Source organism: Bifidobacterium sp. LH_424, from assembly GCF_056356895.1.
Map to the genome: position 1 here is coordinate 301,608 of NZ_JBKEVC010000001.1, position 17,598 is coordinate 319,205.

Below are 17,598 nucleotides of genomic sequence, written 5' to 3' on the forward strand. Positions count from 1 at the left end.
GGCCGGGGTCCATGACGATGACGACTATAGCACGCCCGCCGCTACAGGCGGCGCAGCACCGTGACCACGCGTCCCATGATCGTCGCATGCGTGCCGTCGATCGGCGGATAGGCGGGATTGTGCGGCATCAGCCACAGGTGCCCGTTCTCGCTGCGGTACGTCTTCACCGTGGCCTCGCCGTCCAGCAGCGCGGCCACGATGTCGCCGTTCACCGCGTCCTGCTGCTCGCGCACCACCACGAAGTCGCCGTCGCAGATCGCCGCGTCGATCATCGAATCGCCATGGACCTCGAGCATGAAGAGATTGCCGCCGGGGCCCGTCAACCGTTCGGGCAGACGCATCACATCCTCGACATGCTGCTCGGCGGTGATCGGCACGCCCGCGGCGATGCGGCCCACCAGCGGCACGTCGCGCGACTCCCGCACCGACGCGGACGACGACGCCGGGAACGGCACCACCACGGTGGAACCCTCCGCCATCGGCGAGGAGACGGGGGAGGGGGCGTCGTCGATGCGTTCCGGAGCGGCGCCGAAGGCCGACGCCCCCGCCGTGGGCCGGAGGATCTCGATGGCGCGCCCCTTGTTGGCGTTGAGGCGGATGAACCCCTTCGTCTCGAGCGTCTGCAGCTGGTGCTTCACCGACGAGGGGCTCTTCAGACCGGCCGCCCGGCCGATGTCGCGGAAGGAGGGGGAGAAGCCGCGCTCGCTCTGATACGTCTTGATCGCGTCGAGGATCATCCGCTGACGTTCCGTCAGCTCCCTCTCGTCCGGTTCGCCGGCGTTCCCCGGCCTGAACGGTACGGTGCCCATGCGCGCTCCTTTCCTGTGAATGATGCAAGCATAGCGCCGAAACGGGCAATCGGCAAAACATATGTTCGACACGGCGGGTTGCGATGTTCGAACATATGTGCCACAATCAAAACAACTGTTCGATGGAACGTCTGTTCGAAAGGATGTGGTCGTCATGGCGAAGACGATGGAACGGGCGGTCGTGGTGGTGTTGGCGGCCGTCGCGATATGGATCGGCGTGGGTGTGCTGTTCTCCCCGGCGCAGGCGAGGAGCGCCACGGGCGCAATGGAGGTGACGAGCTATACGGTCCAGCCGGGGCAGACGTTGTGGACCTATGCCGAGATGATTACCCCGGAGGGCGGCGACGTGTCCGAATCGGTGGACGAGCTGATGCGGCTGAACGACATGAGCGGCACCGAGGTGCGTGCGGGCCAGCGCATCGTGGTGCCCAGGGACGCGGCGAGGTGACGGGTTCCGGGGCGTGTCGAAACCCCGCCGCGGCGGGGCGCGGGGTGGGTCACGGTATGGTGGATGGCATGCATTGCCCGTATTGTCACCATGCCGAGACGAAGGTCATCGAGACCCGCGTCAGCGAAGACGGCTATTCGATTCGTCGTAGGCGCATGTGCCTGCATTGCAACAAGCGTTTCACCACACTGGAGACCACCACCTTGCTGGTCGAGAAGCGGTCCGGAAGCCTGGAGCCGTTCAACAGGGACAAGGTCATCTCCGGCGTGCGCAAGGCCTGCCAGGGGCGTCCGGTCAAGGAGGACGACCTGAGGAAGCTCGGCCAGCGCGTCGAGGAGGATCTGCGATCCACCGGACAGGCCCAGGTCACCTCCGACGAGGTCGGCAAGGCCATCCTCAAGCCGTTGCGGGAGCTCGACCAGGTCGCTTACCTGCGGTTCGCCAGCGTCTACCAGAACTTCGAGGACCTGTCCGACTTTCAGCGCGCCATCGACGCGCTCAAGGACTGAACGGACCATACCGATCCTCGGCATCTTCGACAAGGCCCCGGTGTCCCGTTCCTGTTTCGGAACGGGACACCGGGGCCTTGCCATGTCCGTCCCGGGCCGCCGGCGGACGGCGACGAGGGACGGACACGCGGCGCGACGGGCGCGACGCGTCAGGAGATCACGCGCATGCGGATGGTCCCCTCGATGGAGCGCAGGGCCTCCAGGGCGGTCTTGGAGGGACGCTGGGACACGTCGGTCACCACGTAGCCCAGTTCGCCCTCGGTGCCGAGCGACTGCGCGGCGATGTTGATGTTCTCCTCGCCGAGCACGCGGTTCACGTGGGCGAGCACGCCCGGCAGGTTGGCGTGCAGGTGGGCGATGCGGGCCACGCCGCGGTTCGCGCCCAGATTGATCTGCGGCAGGTTCACTGACAGCGAGGTCGAGCCCTTCTCCCAGTAGTCCTCGAGTCGCTGCGAGACGAAGTGGCCGATGGCCTCCTGCGCCTCCAGCGTCGAGCCGCCGATGTGCGGCGTGAGGATCATGTTGTCCTCGTCGGCCAGCGCCGTCTCGAACGGGTCGCCGGTCTTCTTCGGCTCCACGGGGAACACGTCCACGGCCGCGCCGGACAGGTGGCCGGAGTCCAGATGCTGCTTCAACGCGCCGAGGTCGGCGACGAAGCCGCGCGAGGCGTTGATGAAGATCGCGTCCTGCTTCATGTGGGCGAACTGGTCCTCGCCGAAGAAGCCGGTGTTCGACTTGCGGCCGTCCACGTGGATCGTCACCGCGTCCGACTGTTCGAGCAGCTCGTTGAGCGTCGCGCAACGGTGGGCGTTGCCGAGCGCCAGCTTCTCCTCAAGATCGTAGAAGACGACTCGCATGCCCAGCGCCTCGGCGAGCACGCTCAGCTGGGAGCCGATGTTGCCGTAGCCGATGATGCCCAGGGTCTTGCCGCGCACCTCGTGCGAGCCGGTGGCCGTCTTGTCCCATACTCCGTGCTTGAGATGGTGCGTGTGGGCGGGGATGCGGCGCATCAGGCAGATGATGTCGCACAGCACCAGCTCCACCACGGATCGCGTGTTCGAATACGGGGCGTTGAACACGGCGATGCCCTGCTCCCCGGCGAAATCGAGATCCACCTGGTTGGTGCCGATGCAGAAGCAGCCGACGGCGGACAGCGTCGGGCGCGCCTCGAGCACGCGGCGCGTCACGCTCGTCTTGGAACGCACGCCGACCACGTCGACGCCGTCCAGCGCGTCGATGAGCTCGTCCTCGTTCAGCGCCCCCTTCATCGTCTCCACTTCGAACCCGTGGTCGCGCAGCGACTTGGCCGCGTCCGGGTGAATGTTCTCCAACAACAGTGCTTTAGGCATATTCCCCACCTTAGAGTTCCAGGTCCTTTTCGTCCAATGCGGTCCGCACGATGGCCAGACGCTGCGTCGGACGGGTCATCGCCACGTACAGGTCGGCGGCCGCCACCAGGCGGCTCGGCGCCTCCTGGTCGATGAGCCCGGGCTCGACGAGCACGACCGCATCGTATTCGAGGCCCTTCACCGTCTCGGTGCCGCACACGTCCACCTGACGGTCCCAGGTCTCCTGTTCGGCGAGCCTGCGCGCCTCGTCGTCGCCGAGGACGGCCTTCAGCTGCGGCGCGAGCGCCCGGCGCAGCTCGAAGCGCAGCGCGTCGGGGGCGATCACGGCCACACGGCCCGAACCGTCCTGGGCGACGAAGCGCTTCGCGAGCTCGGCCGCCTGCCGGGCCGCCGCCCCGACCAGCTCGTCGCGCGTGCCCACCGTGGTGCGGGACACGGAGTCCGCGATCCGCCGCACCGCGTGCACGGTGGAGATGTAGAGCCCCTGCGCCTCGGCGAACCGTCCGGCCAGGTCGGACACCTCCTGCGGGTTGCGGTAGTCGATGGTCAGCTCGTTGAGGTCCCAGCGGCCGCGGCCGAACAGACGGTTCATCGTCTTCGGCCACGAGCGGGTGCCGCCGAGCGCGCTGGTCTGCGCCACGTCGCCCACGATTGTGAACGAGCGGGACGGGCAGCGGCGCATGAGCATACGCCAGTCCATGGCGGTGAGCTCCTGCGCCTCGTCGACGACGATGTGCCCGTAGGTCCATTCGCGGTCGCGGCCGGCGCGCTGGGCCGTCGCCTCGCCGTCCGGGCCGTTGATCTGGTCGATGAGCATCTGCGAGGTGACCAGTCCGGTGCCGATGCCGTTCTGCGCGAGCGTGTCCTGCGCGAACCGCAGCTGTTCGGCCTGCGCGGCCTCCTCGCGCCGCCGCTTCGAGGCGATCTTCGGATCCTCGCCGAGCAGCTCCAGCGCCTCGTCGAGCAGCGGCACGTCGGAGCGGGTGATGGCCGAGCCCTTCGGGCGGGTCAGTTCGGCGACGTCCTCCTCGCCGAGCCAGGGGGCGAAGCGGCGCAGCTTCGCCGGCTTGGAGAACATGTCGTCGATGAGCCATGCGGCGTTCATCGGCAGCCAGGCGAGGTTCAGGGCCACGCGGACCTTGTCGTTCATGCGCAGCAGCGAGACCGCGCGGTTGAGCTCGTCCTGGTCGGGCGTGTAGTCGAGCTGCTCCTCGTAGCGCGTGCGCATCGCGGAGATCATCGACTTGACGAAGGTCTCGCGCGCCTTGTTGTGCGGCTGGCGGGTGCGCTTGGCGTCGCCGATCGCCTGTTCGACGTCCACGGCGAGCATCGGCACGCTCATGCCGTTGATCTGCACGACCGGCAGGTCGGCGGGCACGCGTTCGCGCGCGGCGACGGCGTTGCGCACCGCGTTGGCCATGCGGTGGTCGCCCTTGAGTTGGGCGGCGCGCGGCGAGTCCGTGGCGGTCGCCTCGACGCCGGGGATGAGGTCGGCGATGGTGCGCGAGACCACGCCGGTCTCGCCGAGGGACGGCAGCACCTGGTCGATGTAGTGCAGGAACGTCGTGCTGGGGCCGACCACGAGCACGCCGGAACGCTCCAGCGTGCGGCGGTGGGTGTACAGCAGGTAGGCGGCGCGATGCAGCGCGACCGCCGTCTTGCCGGTGCCGGGGCCGCCCTGCACGACCACCGCGCGGTCCATCGCGGAACGGATGATATGGTCCTGCTCGGCCTGGATAGTGGCGACGATGTCGGTCATCTTGCCGGTGCGGCGCGAGCTCAGCGAGGCGAGCAGCGCGCCCTCGCCGGTCAGCGTGCCCGATTTGGACGCCTCGCCGACCTGGTCGGAATGGACGTCGAGCACCTCGTCCTCCAAGGCGACCACGTCGCGGAAGCTCAGGGTGATGTGGCGCCGCATCACGATGTCGCCGTGATGGGAGGGGGTCGCCTCGTAGAAGGGCCGTGCGGCCTCGGCCCTCCAGTCGGTGAGCATCGGCACATGCCGTTCGTCGGACAGGCCGATGCGCCCGATGTAGCGGCGCGACCCGGAGACGTCGTCGAGACGGCCGAACACGAGACGGTCCTCCACGGCGCGCAGCTGGGTGAGCCGGTCCTCGTACATGGTGGCGAACGAGTCGCGTTCGGTCCGTTGGGTGGGCGAGCCATGCGAGCCCGCGGCGCGCACGGTGTCGAGACGTTGCCTGGCCTCCGCGCGCAACGCGTCCAGACGGTCGTATGCGCGGCTGACCGCGCGCTGCTCCTCCTCGATCTGCGAGGCGTAACTCGACATGTGTTCCGTTTCCCCTGTTCTGGTCTCCTGAAAACTTGAGTGTTCCAATCTACTCCTCACCCCCAACGAGCGCGGGGCGCGGTCCGTTCTCCATGGGTGAATTCCCGGTGAATTCCGTCCGCGTGGCGTCCGGGGCGGCGAAAAAGCGCGGATTGTGTGCGCGTGTGGGGAACGATGGGGAAAAGTGGGGTAGAGTGGGGAGGCAGTGTGGTCGGAGTGTGTCTGGATGTCGCGCGAAGGAGGTGGGGCGGATGGCCGGCGAGACCGTGAACGGGATGCAGGCGGAGGGGTTCGGCCCCGCCCAGGGGGGAGCGAACCTCGCCGGCTATCCGGGATACGCCGGCTATCAGGCGTACCCGGGATACCCCGTCATGGGGGCGCCCGTAGCGTCCGGAAACGAGCCCGGCGTCGCCGGAGGCGGCATGGCGGGCGTGCCGGCCCCCGCGCCGCAGGCAATCCAGCCGCAGGCGGCGCTCCCGCCGCTCATGCTCGGCACCTACACACCGAAGATCGACGCGAAGGGACGCATGGCGCTGCCCGCCAAGATGCGCGCGCAGCTCGGCACCGGGCTGGTCATGGCGCGCGGGCAGGAGCGTTGCGTGTACCTGCTGCCCGCCATGGAGTTCCGACGCATCGCGATGCAGATCCAACGCACCTCGATGGGCGACAAGGCGGCGCGCGACTACCTGCGCGTCTTCCTGTCCGGCGCCGTCGACCAGGATCCCGACAAGCAGGGGCGCGTGCTCGTGCCGCAGATGCTGCGCGACTACGCGAACCTCGGCAGCGACATCGTCGTGATCGGCGTGGGCACCCGCGCGGAGATCTGGAACCGCGAGGCGTGGGAGACCTACCTCGCCGACAAGGAACAGGGATACGCCGACATCGCCGACGACGTCCTGCCGGAGGTGGGACTGTGAGGACCGTGACCGCCGGCGGCGCCGTCCCCGGCACGGACGACGAACGAACCAGAACCAACGGAACCATCGGAACGCAGACCGCGACGACGGTGAACCACGAACATTCCAAGGAGCACGACATGAGCGACACGAGCGCCGCGACGAGGGACCCGGCCACGATCCACCAGCCGGTCCTGCTCGACGACTGCGTGCGTCTGGTCACCTCGGGGCTCGACCGCTCGGACCATCCGGTGATCGTCGACTGCACGCTGGGACTCGCCGGACACGCCACCGCCTTCCTCAAGGCGGCGCCGCACGCCCGCCTCGTCGGCATCGACCGCGACGCCGAGGCGCTCGCGCTCGCCACCGAACGCATGGGACGCGAGGGCCTCGCCGACCGCTTCATCCCCGTGCACGCGGCCTTCGACGAATTCACCGAGGCGCTCGACGCGCACGGCATCGGCCGCGTCGACGCCGTCTTCATGGACCTGGGCCTGTCGAGCCTGCAGATCGACGAGACCGACCGCGGCTTCTCCTATTCCCACGACGCGCCGCTCGACATGCGCATGGACGTGAGCCAGCCGCTCACCGCGGCCCGCGTGCTCGCCGAATACGACGAGCGCGCCCTGACGCGCATCTTCCGCACCTACGGCGAGGAGAAGTTCTCCCGTCCGATCGCCCGCGAGATCGTCAGGCGGCGGCAGGAGGAGGGGCCGCTGGCCACCTCCGCCCAGCTCAACGCGCTCGTCGACGAGGTGATCCCGAAGGCGCACCGTCCCGCCGGCAACCCCGCCAAGCGCGTGTTCCAGGCATTGCGCATCGAGGTGAACGGCGAACTCGACAAGCTCGCGCGCACCCTGCCGCAGATCGCCCTGCGCCTCGCCCCCCACGGGCGCATCGTCGTCGAGTCCTACCACTCGCTGGAGGACAAGACCGTCAAGACCTTCATGGCCCAGGGACTCACCGCCGACGTGCCGCCCGACATGCCGGTCGTCCCGCCGGAGGCGCGCCCGTTCTTCAGGGAGCTGACGCGCGGCGCCGTCAAGGCGGACGCCGAGGAGATCGCGGCGAACCCGCGGTCCGCGTCCGTGCGTCTGCGCGCCGTCGAACTGTCCAGGCCGCTTCCCGCCCGCGCCGTCGAACGGTTCGGACGGGACGCGCTGCCGCGCGACGCGCACGCCGGCCGCGCGGCGGACGACCGCCGCAGGCACGGAAGGAGGAACTGACATGGCGACCCCAGCACGCACGACACGTTCCGTCGCGTCGCGTCGCCCCGAACCCGCCTCCCGGCCGGCGTCCCGCCCCGAGCTGCGCGTCGTCGACGGCGGCGCCGACGACCGCGCCGGCCTCGTCGAGGGGCTCGGACGGTTCATGACGTGGGTGAGGACCCGTTCCGCCCCGACCGTGCACATCGTCGTGGCGGTGACGTTCCTCGCCGGCACGCTCATCGGCGCGCTCATGCTGCGCACGCAGATGGTGAGCAACGCCTTCGAGGTCTCCCAGCTCGAGACCTCGATCAGCCGCCTCACCCAGGACGTGCAGGACGACCAGGCGAAGCTCGACCAGCTCGAGGCGTCCCTGCCCCAGAAGGCCAGCGACATGGGCATGGTCCCGCAGTCCGGATCGGTGACCATCGATTTGAACGGCTACCAGGAGCCACAGGAAGGCGGCCAGTGATGATGAAGCGCATCAGGGCGTTCGCCCGCGCCCACGGGATGGACGGCTTCATGGTGAAGAGCCTCGCCGTCGGGATCGCGCTCGCCGTGATCGGCACCGTGTGCCTCGGCAGGCTCGCCTGCGTGCAGCTGCTCGAAGGCCGGGCCACCGCCCAGGCGGCCACCAACGCGCGCACCTCCAAGGTCGTCACCAGCGCCAACCGCGGCAAGATCCTCGACGCGAACGGCACCGTGCTCGCCCAGAGCGTCGAACGCTACAACATCATCGGCGTGCCGGACGCGGCCACCGGGTTCACCCCCGTGTCCTGCGGCTCCAAGCAGGCCGAATCCCTCGGCTACTGCCACGAGATCGACGGCAAGCCGGTGGGCGCGACCGGCGCGGCCGCCGTCGCCCGCCTGCTCGCCCCCATCCTCAAGATGGACGCGATGGAGCTCGGCGCCATGCTCAACGGCGCCGGCCAGTACGTCGTCATCAAGAAGGACGTCACCCCGCAGGTCAAACGCCAGATCGACAAGCTCGGCCTGTACGGCATCGTCTACGGCGAGCTCAGCAGCGAGCGCGTCTACGCGGAGAGCACGCTGCTCGGCTCGCTGCTCGGCGGCATGAACGACGACGGGCACGGCGCGGCCGGTCTGGAGCAGACGCTCGACAAGACGCTGAGCGGCACTGACGGCTACACGGTCTACCAGCGCGGCAACGGCGGCGAGGTCATCCCCGGCACCGTCACCGAGTCGAAGGAGGCCGTCGACGGCAAGGACGTGACGCTGACCATCGACTCCGACGTGGACTGGTACGTGAAGAAGGTCCTCACCGAGGGCGTCCAGTCCAGCCACGCGCAGTGGGGCATCGCCGTCGTCATGGACACGCGGACCGGCGGCATCGTCGCCCTCGAGGACTCCGACCAGGTCAAGGCCGGCTCCGACGAGGCGAAGCTCTCGGTCTCGCGCGCGGTCAGCCAGACCTTCGAGCCCGGCTCGATCGGCAAGGTGCCGGCGCTCGCCGCGATCCTGCAGAACGGGGCGCACAAGATCACCGACAAGTTCTCCGTGCCCTACGAGTACACGAAGAGCAACGGGCAGAAGTTCCACGACGTCGTCGAGCACGCCACGAAGCACTGGACGCTCGCCGGCATCCTGCAGAACTCCTCGAACGTCGGCATGGTCATGGCCTCCGAGAACGTGACCTCGCAGCAGCGCTACGACATGCTCACCAAGTTCGGCATCGGACAGCCCACCGGCCTGAACCTGCCCGGCGAGTCGCAGGGCGTGCTCGGCACGCCCGAATCGTGGGACGGCCGCACGAAGGACACGATCCTGTTCGGCCAGGGCTACACGGTCAACGCGCTGCAGCTGACGCGCGCCGTGTCGGTCATCGCGAACGGCGGCGTCATGCGCCAGCCGTCGATCATCAAGTCCGTGACCGACGCCGACGGGCACGTGACCGACGAGTCCCACGGCGAGGCGACGCGCGTCATCGACGAGAGCGTGTCGGACGAGATCAAGAACGCGATGGAGTCGGTCGCCGAGGAGTACAAGACCACAGCGGGCGTGGACGGCTACCGCGTGGCGGCGAAGACCGGCACCGCCGAGGTCGTCGGCTCCACCGGCCAGCTCACCTCGATCATCGCCGACTTCTCCGGCATCATCCCGGCCGACGATCCGCGCTATGTCGTGACCGTGGTCATGCTCGACCCGGACGGCATGTATGGTGGTACCACATCCGGCAAGCTGTTCGCGCAGATCGGTGAATTCCTCATGCAGAAGTACGAGGTGCCGACCTCGTCGCCGCGCACGGATGCTATTCCGGTTGAGTGGTAACACGGGCGAAAGGGAGAATATGAGCGCAGTGAGCGAGTCCATCATGCAGCGCATGACACTCGGGCATCTCGTCGAGCACTACGGCTGGGATCTGGTGCCGCCGTTCGCCAAGTCCGTCACCGTCACCTCGCTCGCCGACGACATCGACTCGGTCGCCCCCGGCGCGCTCCTGTGGTCGGACCACGACCTCGACGTGGACGCGCTGCGCCGCGCGCGCCGCAAGGGCGCCTACGCGGCGATCGTCCCCGAAAGCACGCGGGGCAACCTGCCCGAGGATCCCGACATGCCGATCCTGTACGCGTCACCCACCGACGAGGAGCTCGGCGCGCTGGCCGCGCAGATGGCCGGCAACCCGTCCAACACGCTCGCCGTGTTCGCCGTGAGCGGCGGCACGCCGACCGAAAGCGTCGCCGTGGTGGACAAGCTCGCGAAGTTCCTGCACATGCTCGGCAATCCGGTGGGCGTGATCAGCGTCGGCGGCTCGTATTCGCTGGAACGCGGCCTCGACCTCGACTATCCACTCGGCGTGCTCGACCTGCAGCGCACGCTCGCCGTATGCGCCGAGGACGGCGCGGCGGCCGTGGTCATCGCCCTGGACGATCTGACCGTCTCCACGCACGCGCTCGAATCGGTCAGCGTCGACGTGTTCGGCTCGGCGACGCCCGCGCCGGCGAACGCCGACCGCGCGGTGATCGAACGCATGCAGGACGAATACGGCTTCCGCGCCGACGAGCAGATGCGCGTGACCAGCCGCACCGAGGAATCGGACACGCTGGCCCGGATCGCGACCACCACGGACACGGACGAGGAACGGCGGCGCCTGTCCCTCGCCATCGCCATGGTGCTCGCCGCGGGAGTGCGGCGCAACAACATCAGGAACGCGCTGCGGGTGGCCGGCGACCTCTCATGAGGCGCGCCGCCGTGACGCGCGCCCGTCCGTGACGCGGACAGCCGCGCGACGGACGGAACGATTGAAGAACGACCGAAGAACGACAACGAACGACAAACGAGGAGCTCAGGTTTGACGGACAGCACAATGATGCCGATGACCATCGGCCAGATCGCGGAGGCGACGGACGGACGCATCGTCCCGCCGGCGGCGGGACAGGTGCCGGAAGGCGCGGTCGCGCGCCACACGGTCAGCGATTCCAGGCAGGTCAGCGAGGGCGGCGTGTTCGTCGCCATCAAGGGCGAACGCGTCGACGGACACGACTATGTGGCGCGTGTGGGAGCCCAGGGTGCCGTCGCGGCGATCGTCGACCACGAGGTCGCCGGCGCCGACGTCACCCAGATCGTCGTCGACGACACGGTCGCGGCGCTCGGCGCGCTTGCGAAGCGCAACATCGAACTGCGCCGCGCCACCGGCGAGCCGTTCACGCTCATCGGACTGACCGGATCGGTCGGCAAGACCACCACCAAGGACCTGCTCAAGGCGCTGCTCGCCACGATGGGCGAGACGGTCGCCCCGGTCGGCTCGTTCAACAACGACATCGGACTGCCGCTCACCGCGCTGACGGTGGGGGAGTCCACCCGCTACTTCGTCGCCGAGATGGGCGCCAACCACGTCGGCGAGATCGCCGGGCTCACCCGCATCGCCCCGCCGGACATCGCCATCGTGCTCAAGGTCGGCGTCGCGCATCTGGGCGAATTCGGCTCCGTCGAACGCATCGCGCAGGCGAAGTCCGAGATCGTGCGCGGCCTCGCGCCCGGCGGCACGGCCGTTCTCAACGCCGACGACGCGCACGTCGCCGCCATGGCCGCCATCGCGCCCGGCGACGTCCTGTGGTTCGGCGTCGACCCGGCCAACGCCGGCAAGGACGCGCTCACCGCGCGCGACGTGGCCTGCGACGCGACCGACCGCGCGTCCTTCACGCTCGCCGCCGACGACGGCGCCGACGCGCACGTGACGATGGGCATCCCCGGCGCGCACAACGTGATGAACGCGCTCGCCGCCGCCACCGTGGCCCGCCGCCTCGGCATGGGACTCGACGACATCGCCCGCACGCTCGGCGAACAGAAGCGCATCAGCCCGCACCGCATGGCCGTCTCCACGGTGCGCGAAGGCGACGCCGAATTCACGCTCATCGACGACTCGTTCAACGCGAACCCGGATTCGATGAAGGCCGGCATCGACGGACTCGCCCGCTGGGGCGCCGGAAGCGGCCCCGAACCGTACCGCGTGGCCGTGCTCGGCGCGATGCTCGAACTCGGCGGCGACGAACGCGGCCTGCACCGCGGCATCGGCGAATACGCCGCCCACGCCGGCATCGACCGGGTCATCGCCGTCGGCTCGCCGGACGACCCGGAGTTCGACGCGCTCGCCGCCTCGATCGCGCAGGGCGCGACGGAGGCGGGCATGGACGCCGACGCCGTCGCGCAGGTGCACGACACCGACGCGGCCGACGCGCTCGTGCGCGAGGCGGCCCGCGGACATGCCGGCACCGTCGTGCTGCTCAAGGGATCGCACGCCTCCGGGCTGAGCGCGCTCGCCGCGCGCTGGACCCCGGACGCATGACGCCGCCGCACACCGCCGCCAACCGGGAACATGCCGGGGACGAGACCCCGGCGAGGGAACAGACAGGGAAAAGGAACAGCAAGTGATCGCGCTCATCATTGGAATCCTCGTGTCGTTGCTCGTCACGATCGTCGGCACGCCGATGCTCATCCGCCTCGTGCACAAGCTGCACTACGGCCAGTACATCCGCCAGGACGGCCCGCAGTCGCATCTGGTCAAGCGCGGCACGCCGACGCTCGGCGGCGTCGTCATCAACCTCGCCATCCTGCTCGGCTGGGGCGCCTCCGCGCTCTACCGCTACCTGCGCAACGGCGACGTGCCCTCGTGGTCGGCCGTGCTCGTGCTCTTCGCGATGCTCTCGATGGGCCTGCTCGGCTTCATCGACGATTTCGCCAAGGTGCGCAAGAAGCAGAACGAGGGCCTGACCGTGCGCGGCAAGTTCATCGGCCAGTTCATCTTCGCCACCGTCTACGCGGTGCTCGCGCTGCTCATCCCCACCAAGAACGGGTTCCCCAGCGCGCAGGCCGGCATGAGCTTCATCGAGAAGCCGTTCCTGAGCTTCGACTTCGCCGGACGCGCCGTCGCCATCGTCATCTTCGTGATCTGGGTGAACTTCCTTATGGCCGCGTGGACGAACGCGGTGAACCTCACCGACGGCCTCGACGGCCTCGCCGCCGGATCCTCGATGATCGCGTTCACCGGCTACGGCGTCATCGCGTTCTGGGAGAGCTACCACCTCAAGGGCGCCGGCCACTACGGCTTCGCCTACGGCGTCTCCGACCCGCTCGACCTGACCATCATCGCGATCTGCGCGGCCGTCGCCTGCATCGGCTTCCTGTGGTACAACACCAACCCGGCCGAGATCTTCATGGGCGACACCGGCTCGCTTGCGCTCGGCGGCCTGTTCGCCGCGCTCTCCATCGCCACGCACACCGAGTTCCTCGCCGTCATCATCGGCGGCCTGTATGTCATCGAGGCGATGAGCGACGTCATCCAGGTCGGCTACTTCAAGGCCACGCACAAGCGCGTGTTCAAGATGGCCCCCATCCACCACCACTTCGAACTGTGCGGATGGCAGGAGTCGAAGGTCGTCGTGCGCTTCTGGATGATCGAGCTCATGTTCGTGCTCATCGGCCTCGTCGTCTTCTACGGCGATTGGGTGACCCGCTCCGGCTTGCTGTTCAGCTGAGTCCGGCCGGACCGGCGGCCGGACCGGCGTTCGGCGTAACAATCGATTGGAATAATGCCGCTGGAGCCGCGGCGTGACCCGTCACGGCATCGCGGACATCATGCGGACATCCTAAGGGGGATCAAGACATGGACATCACAGGAAAGACGGTCGTCATCGCGGGACTCGGCGTGTCGGGCACGTCGCTGGCGGAGGTGCTGCGGGAGCGCGGCGCGCACGTGATCGGCGTCGACGAGCGCAAGCCGGAGGCCGACCTCCACTCCTTCGACCAGATCGACTGGGACACGGTCGACTACGTCATGTCGTCGCCCGTGTTCAACCCCCGCACGCCGTTCGTGCTCGAGGCGCAGCGCCGCGGCATCCCGGTGATGAGCGAGGTCGAGTTCGCGTGGCGTCTGCGCGTCGACTCCGCGCGCACCGGCGAGCCCGCCGGCTGGATCGGCATCACCGGCACCAACGGCAAGACCTCCACCACCGAGATGACCTCCGCCATGCTCACCGCCTGCGGGCTCGACGCGCCATGCGCCGGCAACATCGCCTCCGGCAACATGGCGATGTCGCTGTCGCGCTGCGCCACCAACCCCGCGCACGACGTGCTGTGCGTCGAGCTGAGCTCGTTCCAGCTGCACTTCACCGATTCGCTCGCGCTCGACTGCGCCGCCATCACCAACATCGCCGACGACCATCTCGACTGGCACGGCGGCCGCGAGAACTACGCCGCCGACAAGGCCAAGGTGTTCCACGGCGTCAAGCGTGCGCTCGTCTACAACGCGGACGACGCGCTCGTCACCGCCAAGGCCGGGGCCGCCGAGCCCGCGGACGGGTGCCTCAAGGTCGGATTCACGCTGCATGAGCCCGAGGCCGGCCAGATCGGCGTCGCCGACGGCTGGATCGTCGACAGGAGCGGCGTCGCGGGCGGCGAGCCCGGCGAGGCGACGCGCGTCGCGCCCATCGCCGAGTTCACGCATCTGACCGAGCCTGACGGCACCATCTACCCGCACCTGCTCGCCGACGCGCTCACCGCGCTCGCCCTCGTGCTCGGCTACGGCGCCGACAAGGACAAGGCGCTCGAAGCGCTGAAGGCCTTCCACCCGGGCGGCCACCGCATCGAGACCGTCGCCGCCACCGCCGCCGACGCGGAAGACCGCACGATCCGCTTCGTCGACGATTCGAAGGCCACGAACGCGCACGCCGCCAACGCCTCGCTCACCAGCTTCGCCGACGGCACCGTCGTGTGGATCGCCGGCGGCCTCGCCAAGGGCAGCCGGTTCGAGCATCTCGTCGCCGACCGCAAGGCCACGATCAAGGCCGCCGTCATCATCGGCAAGGACCAGCGTCCGATGCTCGACGCGTTCGCCGCCTCCTCGCCCGACACCCCGCTCACCGTCATCGACCCCGAACCGAACGGCACGGTGATGGACCGCGCGGTTGAGGCCGCCGGCGCGTACGCCGCGCCCGGCGACGTGGTGCTCATGGCGCCCGCCTGCGCCTCCATGGACCAGTTCGTCTCCTACGCCGACCGCGGCAACCGCTTCGCCGAAGCCGCGCGCCGCTGGGTGAAGGCGCATGGCGAAGACTGATCGCGACCATCCCGGCATCCGCAGCCTGCTCAACCCGCTGTGGTGCTACCACGGCTTCCGCATGGCCGTACTCGGCCTGAGCGTCTTCGGCGTGATCATGGTGTTCTCGTCGTCCGCCGTCTCGTCGGCGTCGGCCGGCCGGTCGCCGTTCACCGATTCGCTCAGCCAGGTCGGCGTGTGCGTCGTGGGTCTGGTGCTCGGCATGCTCGTCGGCGCGTGCCCGACGCGGCTCTACCGGAAGGCCGGATTCCCGCTCGTCGTGGTCGCGGCCTTCGTCCAGGCGCTCACCTTCACGCCGCTCGGCGTCGGCCAGTACGGCAACAACGGCTGGATTGCCCTGCCCGGCACGTCGCTCACCTTCCAGCCCGCCGAGTTCACGAAGTTCGCCCTGTGCGTGTGGATGCCGTCCGCGCTGATCGCCGCGCGCCGGATCCTCGGCGACCGGACCGGATGGAAGGACGTGTTCTCCGCGTACCGGGCGGTGCTCATCGTGTACGGCGCCTGCCTGGTGCTGGTGCTCGGCGGCAAGGACCTCGGCACCGCGATGGTCGTCATGCTCATCGGCTTCGTCGCCCTGCTCGTCTCCGGATTCCCGGGGAGGAAACTGGCGGCGATCGCCGGAATCGGCATGGCCGCCGTGGTCGCGATGGTCGCGTCCAGCCCCAACCGCCGCGAACGCGTGCTCGCCGCATACACGCAATGCTCTGCCGCCGACGCGCAGGACATCTGCTACCAGTCGACGCACGCGCGCTACGCGATCGCCTCCGGCGGGTTCCTCGGCGTGGGACTCGGCAACTCGCGCGAGAAATGGAACTATCTGCCGGCCGCGCACAACGACTTCATCTTCGCGATCATCGGCGAGGAGACCGGCTTCGTCGGCTGCGCGATGGTGATTCTTATCTTCGCGATCCTCGGCTGGTGCCTGCTGTTCAGCGCCATGCAGGCCAAGGACCGCTACAGCGCGATCGCCCTCATGTGCGTGGCCACCTGGTTCGTCGGGCAGGCGTTCGTCAACATCGGCGTGGTCGTCGGCATCTTCCCCGTGTTCGGCGTGCCGATGCCGTTCGTCTCGTCCGGAGGCTCGTCGATGCTCATGTGCCTGATGACGGCCGGATTCGCCAGCGGGCTCATGCGCCAGCAGCCGCAGGTCAAGGCGGACACGTCCAGACTGTAGATGGCCGCGCGCCTGACTATGCTCGATACCCATGAAGCATATCGTCCTCGCCGGCGGCGGCACCGCCGGACACGTCAACCCGCTGCTCTCCGTCGCCGACGCGATCCGGGGGATCGACCCCGACGCGAAGGTGACGGTCATCGGCACGGCCGTCGGACTGGAGAAGGATCTCGTCCCGGCCGCCGGATTCGAACTCGACGCCATCGACAAGGTCCCGTTCCCGCGCCGCCCCAACCTCTACATGCTGCGGTTCCCCGCGAAATGGAGGGCGGAGACGCGCAAGGTGCGCGGCATCCTCGAGGCGCGTGAGGCCGACGTGGTCGCCGGCTTCGGTGGCTACGCCTCGGCGCCCGTCTACGCGACCGCGCACCGCATGGGCCTGCCCATCGTCATCCACGAGCAGAACGCGCGCGCCGGCATGGCCAACAAGCTGGGCGCCCGCTGGGCCGACTTCATCGGCACCGTGTACGAGGGCACCGGCCTGAAGCCGGGCAAGGGGACCGAGATCGAACGCGTCGGCCTGCCGCTCAGGCCCGCCATCGCCTCGCTCGTCGGCGAGCTGGTGAAGGACCGCGCCGGGGCGCGCCGCCGTGCCGCGGCCGAGCTCGGCGTCGACCCGGACCGTCCGCTCGTGCTCGTCACCGGCGGCTCGCTCGGCGCGGTCAGCCTCAACCGCGCCGTCGCCGCGGCCGCGGGCGACATCCTCGCCCATGCGCAGGTCATCCACCTGACCGGTCGAGGCAAGGCCGACGAGGTGCGCGGGCTCGTCGACGTGAACGCCGGCGAGGGCCATCTCGCCGGACTGCGCTTCAACGACGGCGACGCCGCGGGACAGGGCGACTACCATGTCGCCGAATACTTGGAACGCATCGACCTGGCGTTCGCGTGCGCCGACCTCGTGATCTGCCGTTCCGGCGCGGGCACGGTCGCCGAGCTCACCGCGCTCGGTCTGCCCGCCGTCTACGTGCCGCTGCCCATCGGCAACGGCGAACAGCGGTTCAACGCGCAACCGGTCGTCGAAGCCCAGGGCGGCGTCATGGTCGCCGACGCCGACATGACGCCCGACTGGGTGCACGGTCACATCCCCGCCCTGCTCGCCGATTCCGAACGGCTCAGGGCCATGGGCGCGAAGGCCTGGGAGTACGGCATCCGCGACGCGGCCGACACGATGGCGCGCCGCATCCTCGCCTTGGCCGGCACCGGCCGCGAATAGGCCGATACGCGAGTGGACCGATACGACATATCCGACCATAATGGAACAGGCCCGTGCCGCGGACAGACGCGGATGGGCCGCAGATCATTCCCACAAGGAGCACGTTTCGTGAGCGCAGACACCTCATCGTCC

Annotated in this window: 15 protein-coding genes; 12 read left to right on the forward strand and 3 right to left on the reverse strand. The window is 69.0% G+C overall.

The window, feature by feature from the left end; genetic code table 11:
- Positions 1 to 41: 41 nt before the first annotated feature.
- Entirely contained in the window at positions 42 to 809 is a 768-nt protein-coding gene (gene lexA, locus AC1AYP_RS01120) for a transcriptional repressor LexA (RefSeq protein ID WP_476546523.1), read from the reverse strand.
- A 154-nt stretch (positions 810 to 963) separates the two neighbouring features.
- Here lexA and AC1AYP_RS01125 point away from each other — a divergent pair, with 154 nt between their 5' ends.
- Both AC1AYP_RS01125 and nrdR read left to right on the forward strand, forming a co-directional pair.
- Positions 964 to 1,257, forward strand: coding sequence for a LysM peptidoglycan-binding domain-containing protein (locus tag AC1AYP_RS01125; RefSeq protein WP_476501948.1), 294 nt, complete (start codon positions 964 to 966; stop codon positions 1,255 to 1,257).
- Positions 1,258 to 1,325: 68 nt separating this feature from the next.
- A complete protein-coding gene (gene nrdR / locus AC1AYP_RS01130) occupies positions 1,326 to 1,766 on the forward strand; it encodes a transcriptional regulator NrdR (protein ID WP_476502037.1) in 441 nt (146 codons plus the stop codon).
- Positions 1,767 to 1,915: 149 nt separating this feature from the next.
- Here nrdR and serA read toward each other — a convergent pair whose 3' ends face one another.
- Positions 1,916 to 3,115 carry a phosphoglycerate dehydrogenase gene (gene serA / locus AC1AYP_RS01135; protein ID WP_476501947.1) on the reverse strand — a complete coding sequence of 400 codons (1,200 nt, stop codon included), beginning with the start codon at positions 3,113 to 3,115 and terminating at the stop codon, positions 1,916 to 1,918.
- A gap of 10 nt (positions 3,116 to 3,125) precedes the next feature.
- The gene (locus AC1AYP_RS01140) at positions 3,126 to 5,405 is read right to left on the reverse strand and encodes a HelD family protein (RefSeq protein WP_476546524.1); all 2,280 of its coding nucleotides are present in this window, start codon (positions 5,403 to 5,405) and stop codon (positions 3,126 to 3,128) included.
- A 422-nt stretch (positions 5,406 to 5,827) separates the two neighbouring features.
- On the opposite strand from AC1AYP_RS01140, the gene mraZ reads away from it, so the two are divergent.
- From mraZ to AC1AYP_RS01190, 10 genes are all read left to right on the forward strand, one after another.
- Positions 5,828 to 6,322, forward strand: coding sequence for a division/cell wall cluster transcriptional repressor MraZ (gene mraZ / locus AC1AYP_RS01145; protein WP_476502036.1), 495 nt, complete (start codon positions 5,828 to 5,830; stop codon positions 6,320 to 6,322).
- Between the two features lie 119 nt (positions 6,323 to 6,441).
- Complete coding sequence (gene rsmH / locus AC1AYP_RS01150; RefSeq protein ID WP_476546525.1) at positions 6,442 to 7,527, forward strand: 16S rRNA (cytosine(1402)-N(4))-methyltransferase RsmH; 1,086 nt, start codon at positions 6,442 to 6,444, stop codon at positions 7,525 to 7,527.
- Position 7,528: 1 nt separating this feature from the next.
- Positions 7,529 to 7,978, forward strand: a complete 450-nt coding sequence (gene ftsL / locus AC1AYP_RS01155; protein ID WP_476501944.1) for a cell division protein FtsL — start codon at positions 7,529 to 7,531, stop codon at positions 7,976 to 7,978.
- Complete coding sequence (locus AC1AYP_RS01160; protein WP_476546526.1) at positions 7,978 to 9,795, forward strand: peptidoglycan D,D-transpeptidase FtsI family protein; 1,818 nt, start codon at positions 7,978 to 7,980, stop codon at positions 9,793 to 9,795. The genes ftsL and AC1AYP_RS01160 overlap by 1 nt, the downstream gene beginning before the upstream one ends.
- Positions 9,796 to 9,814: 19 nt before the next feature.
- A complete protein-coding gene (locus tag AC1AYP_RS01165; RefSeq protein ID WP_476501942.1) occupies positions 9,815 to 10,705 on the forward strand; it encodes a UDP-N-acetylmuramyl peptide synthase in 891 nt (296 codons plus the stop codon).
- Positions 10,706 to 10,831: 126 nt separating this feature from the next.
- A complete protein-coding gene (locus AC1AYP_RS01170) occupies positions 10,832 to 12,310 on the forward strand; it encodes a UDP-N-acetylmuramoyl-tripeptide--D-alanyl-D-alanine ligase (RefSeq protein WP_476546726.1) in 1,479 nt (492 codons plus the stop codon).
- Between the two features lie 82 nt (positions 12,311 to 12,392).
- Positions 12,393 to 13,499, forward strand: coding sequence for a phospho-N-acetylmuramoyl-pentapeptide-transferase (gene mraY, locus AC1AYP_RS01175; RefSeq protein WP_476501941.1), 1,107 nt, complete (start codon positions 12,393 to 12,395; stop codon positions 13,497 to 13,499).
- Positions 13,500 to 13,627: 128 nt separating this feature from the next.
- On the forward strand, positions 13,628 to 15,079 hold the full coding sequence (gene murD / locus AC1AYP_RS01180; RefSeq protein WP_476546527.1) for a UDP-N-acetylmuramoyl-L-alanine--D-glutamate ligase: 1,452 nt from the start codon (positions 13,628 to 13,630) through the stop codon (positions 15,077 to 15,079).
- A complete protein-coding gene (locus tag AC1AYP_RS01185) occupies positions 15,066 to 16,253 on the forward strand; it encodes a peptidoglycan glycosyltransferase FtsW (protein ID WP_476501939.1) in 1,188 nt (395 codons plus the stop codon). Before murD ends, AC1AYP_RS01185 begins: the two co-directional genes overlap by 14 nt.
- A 31-nt stretch (positions 16,254 to 16,284) precedes the next feature.
- Entirely contained in the window at positions 16,285 to 17,466 is a 1,182-nt protein-coding gene (locus tag AC1AYP_RS01190) for a UDP-N-acetylglucosamine--N-acetylmuramyl-(pentapeptide) pyrophosphoryl-undecaprenol N-acetylglucosamine transferase (protein WP_476546528.1), read from the forward strand.
- Positions 17,467 to 17,598: the final 132 nt, after the last annotated feature.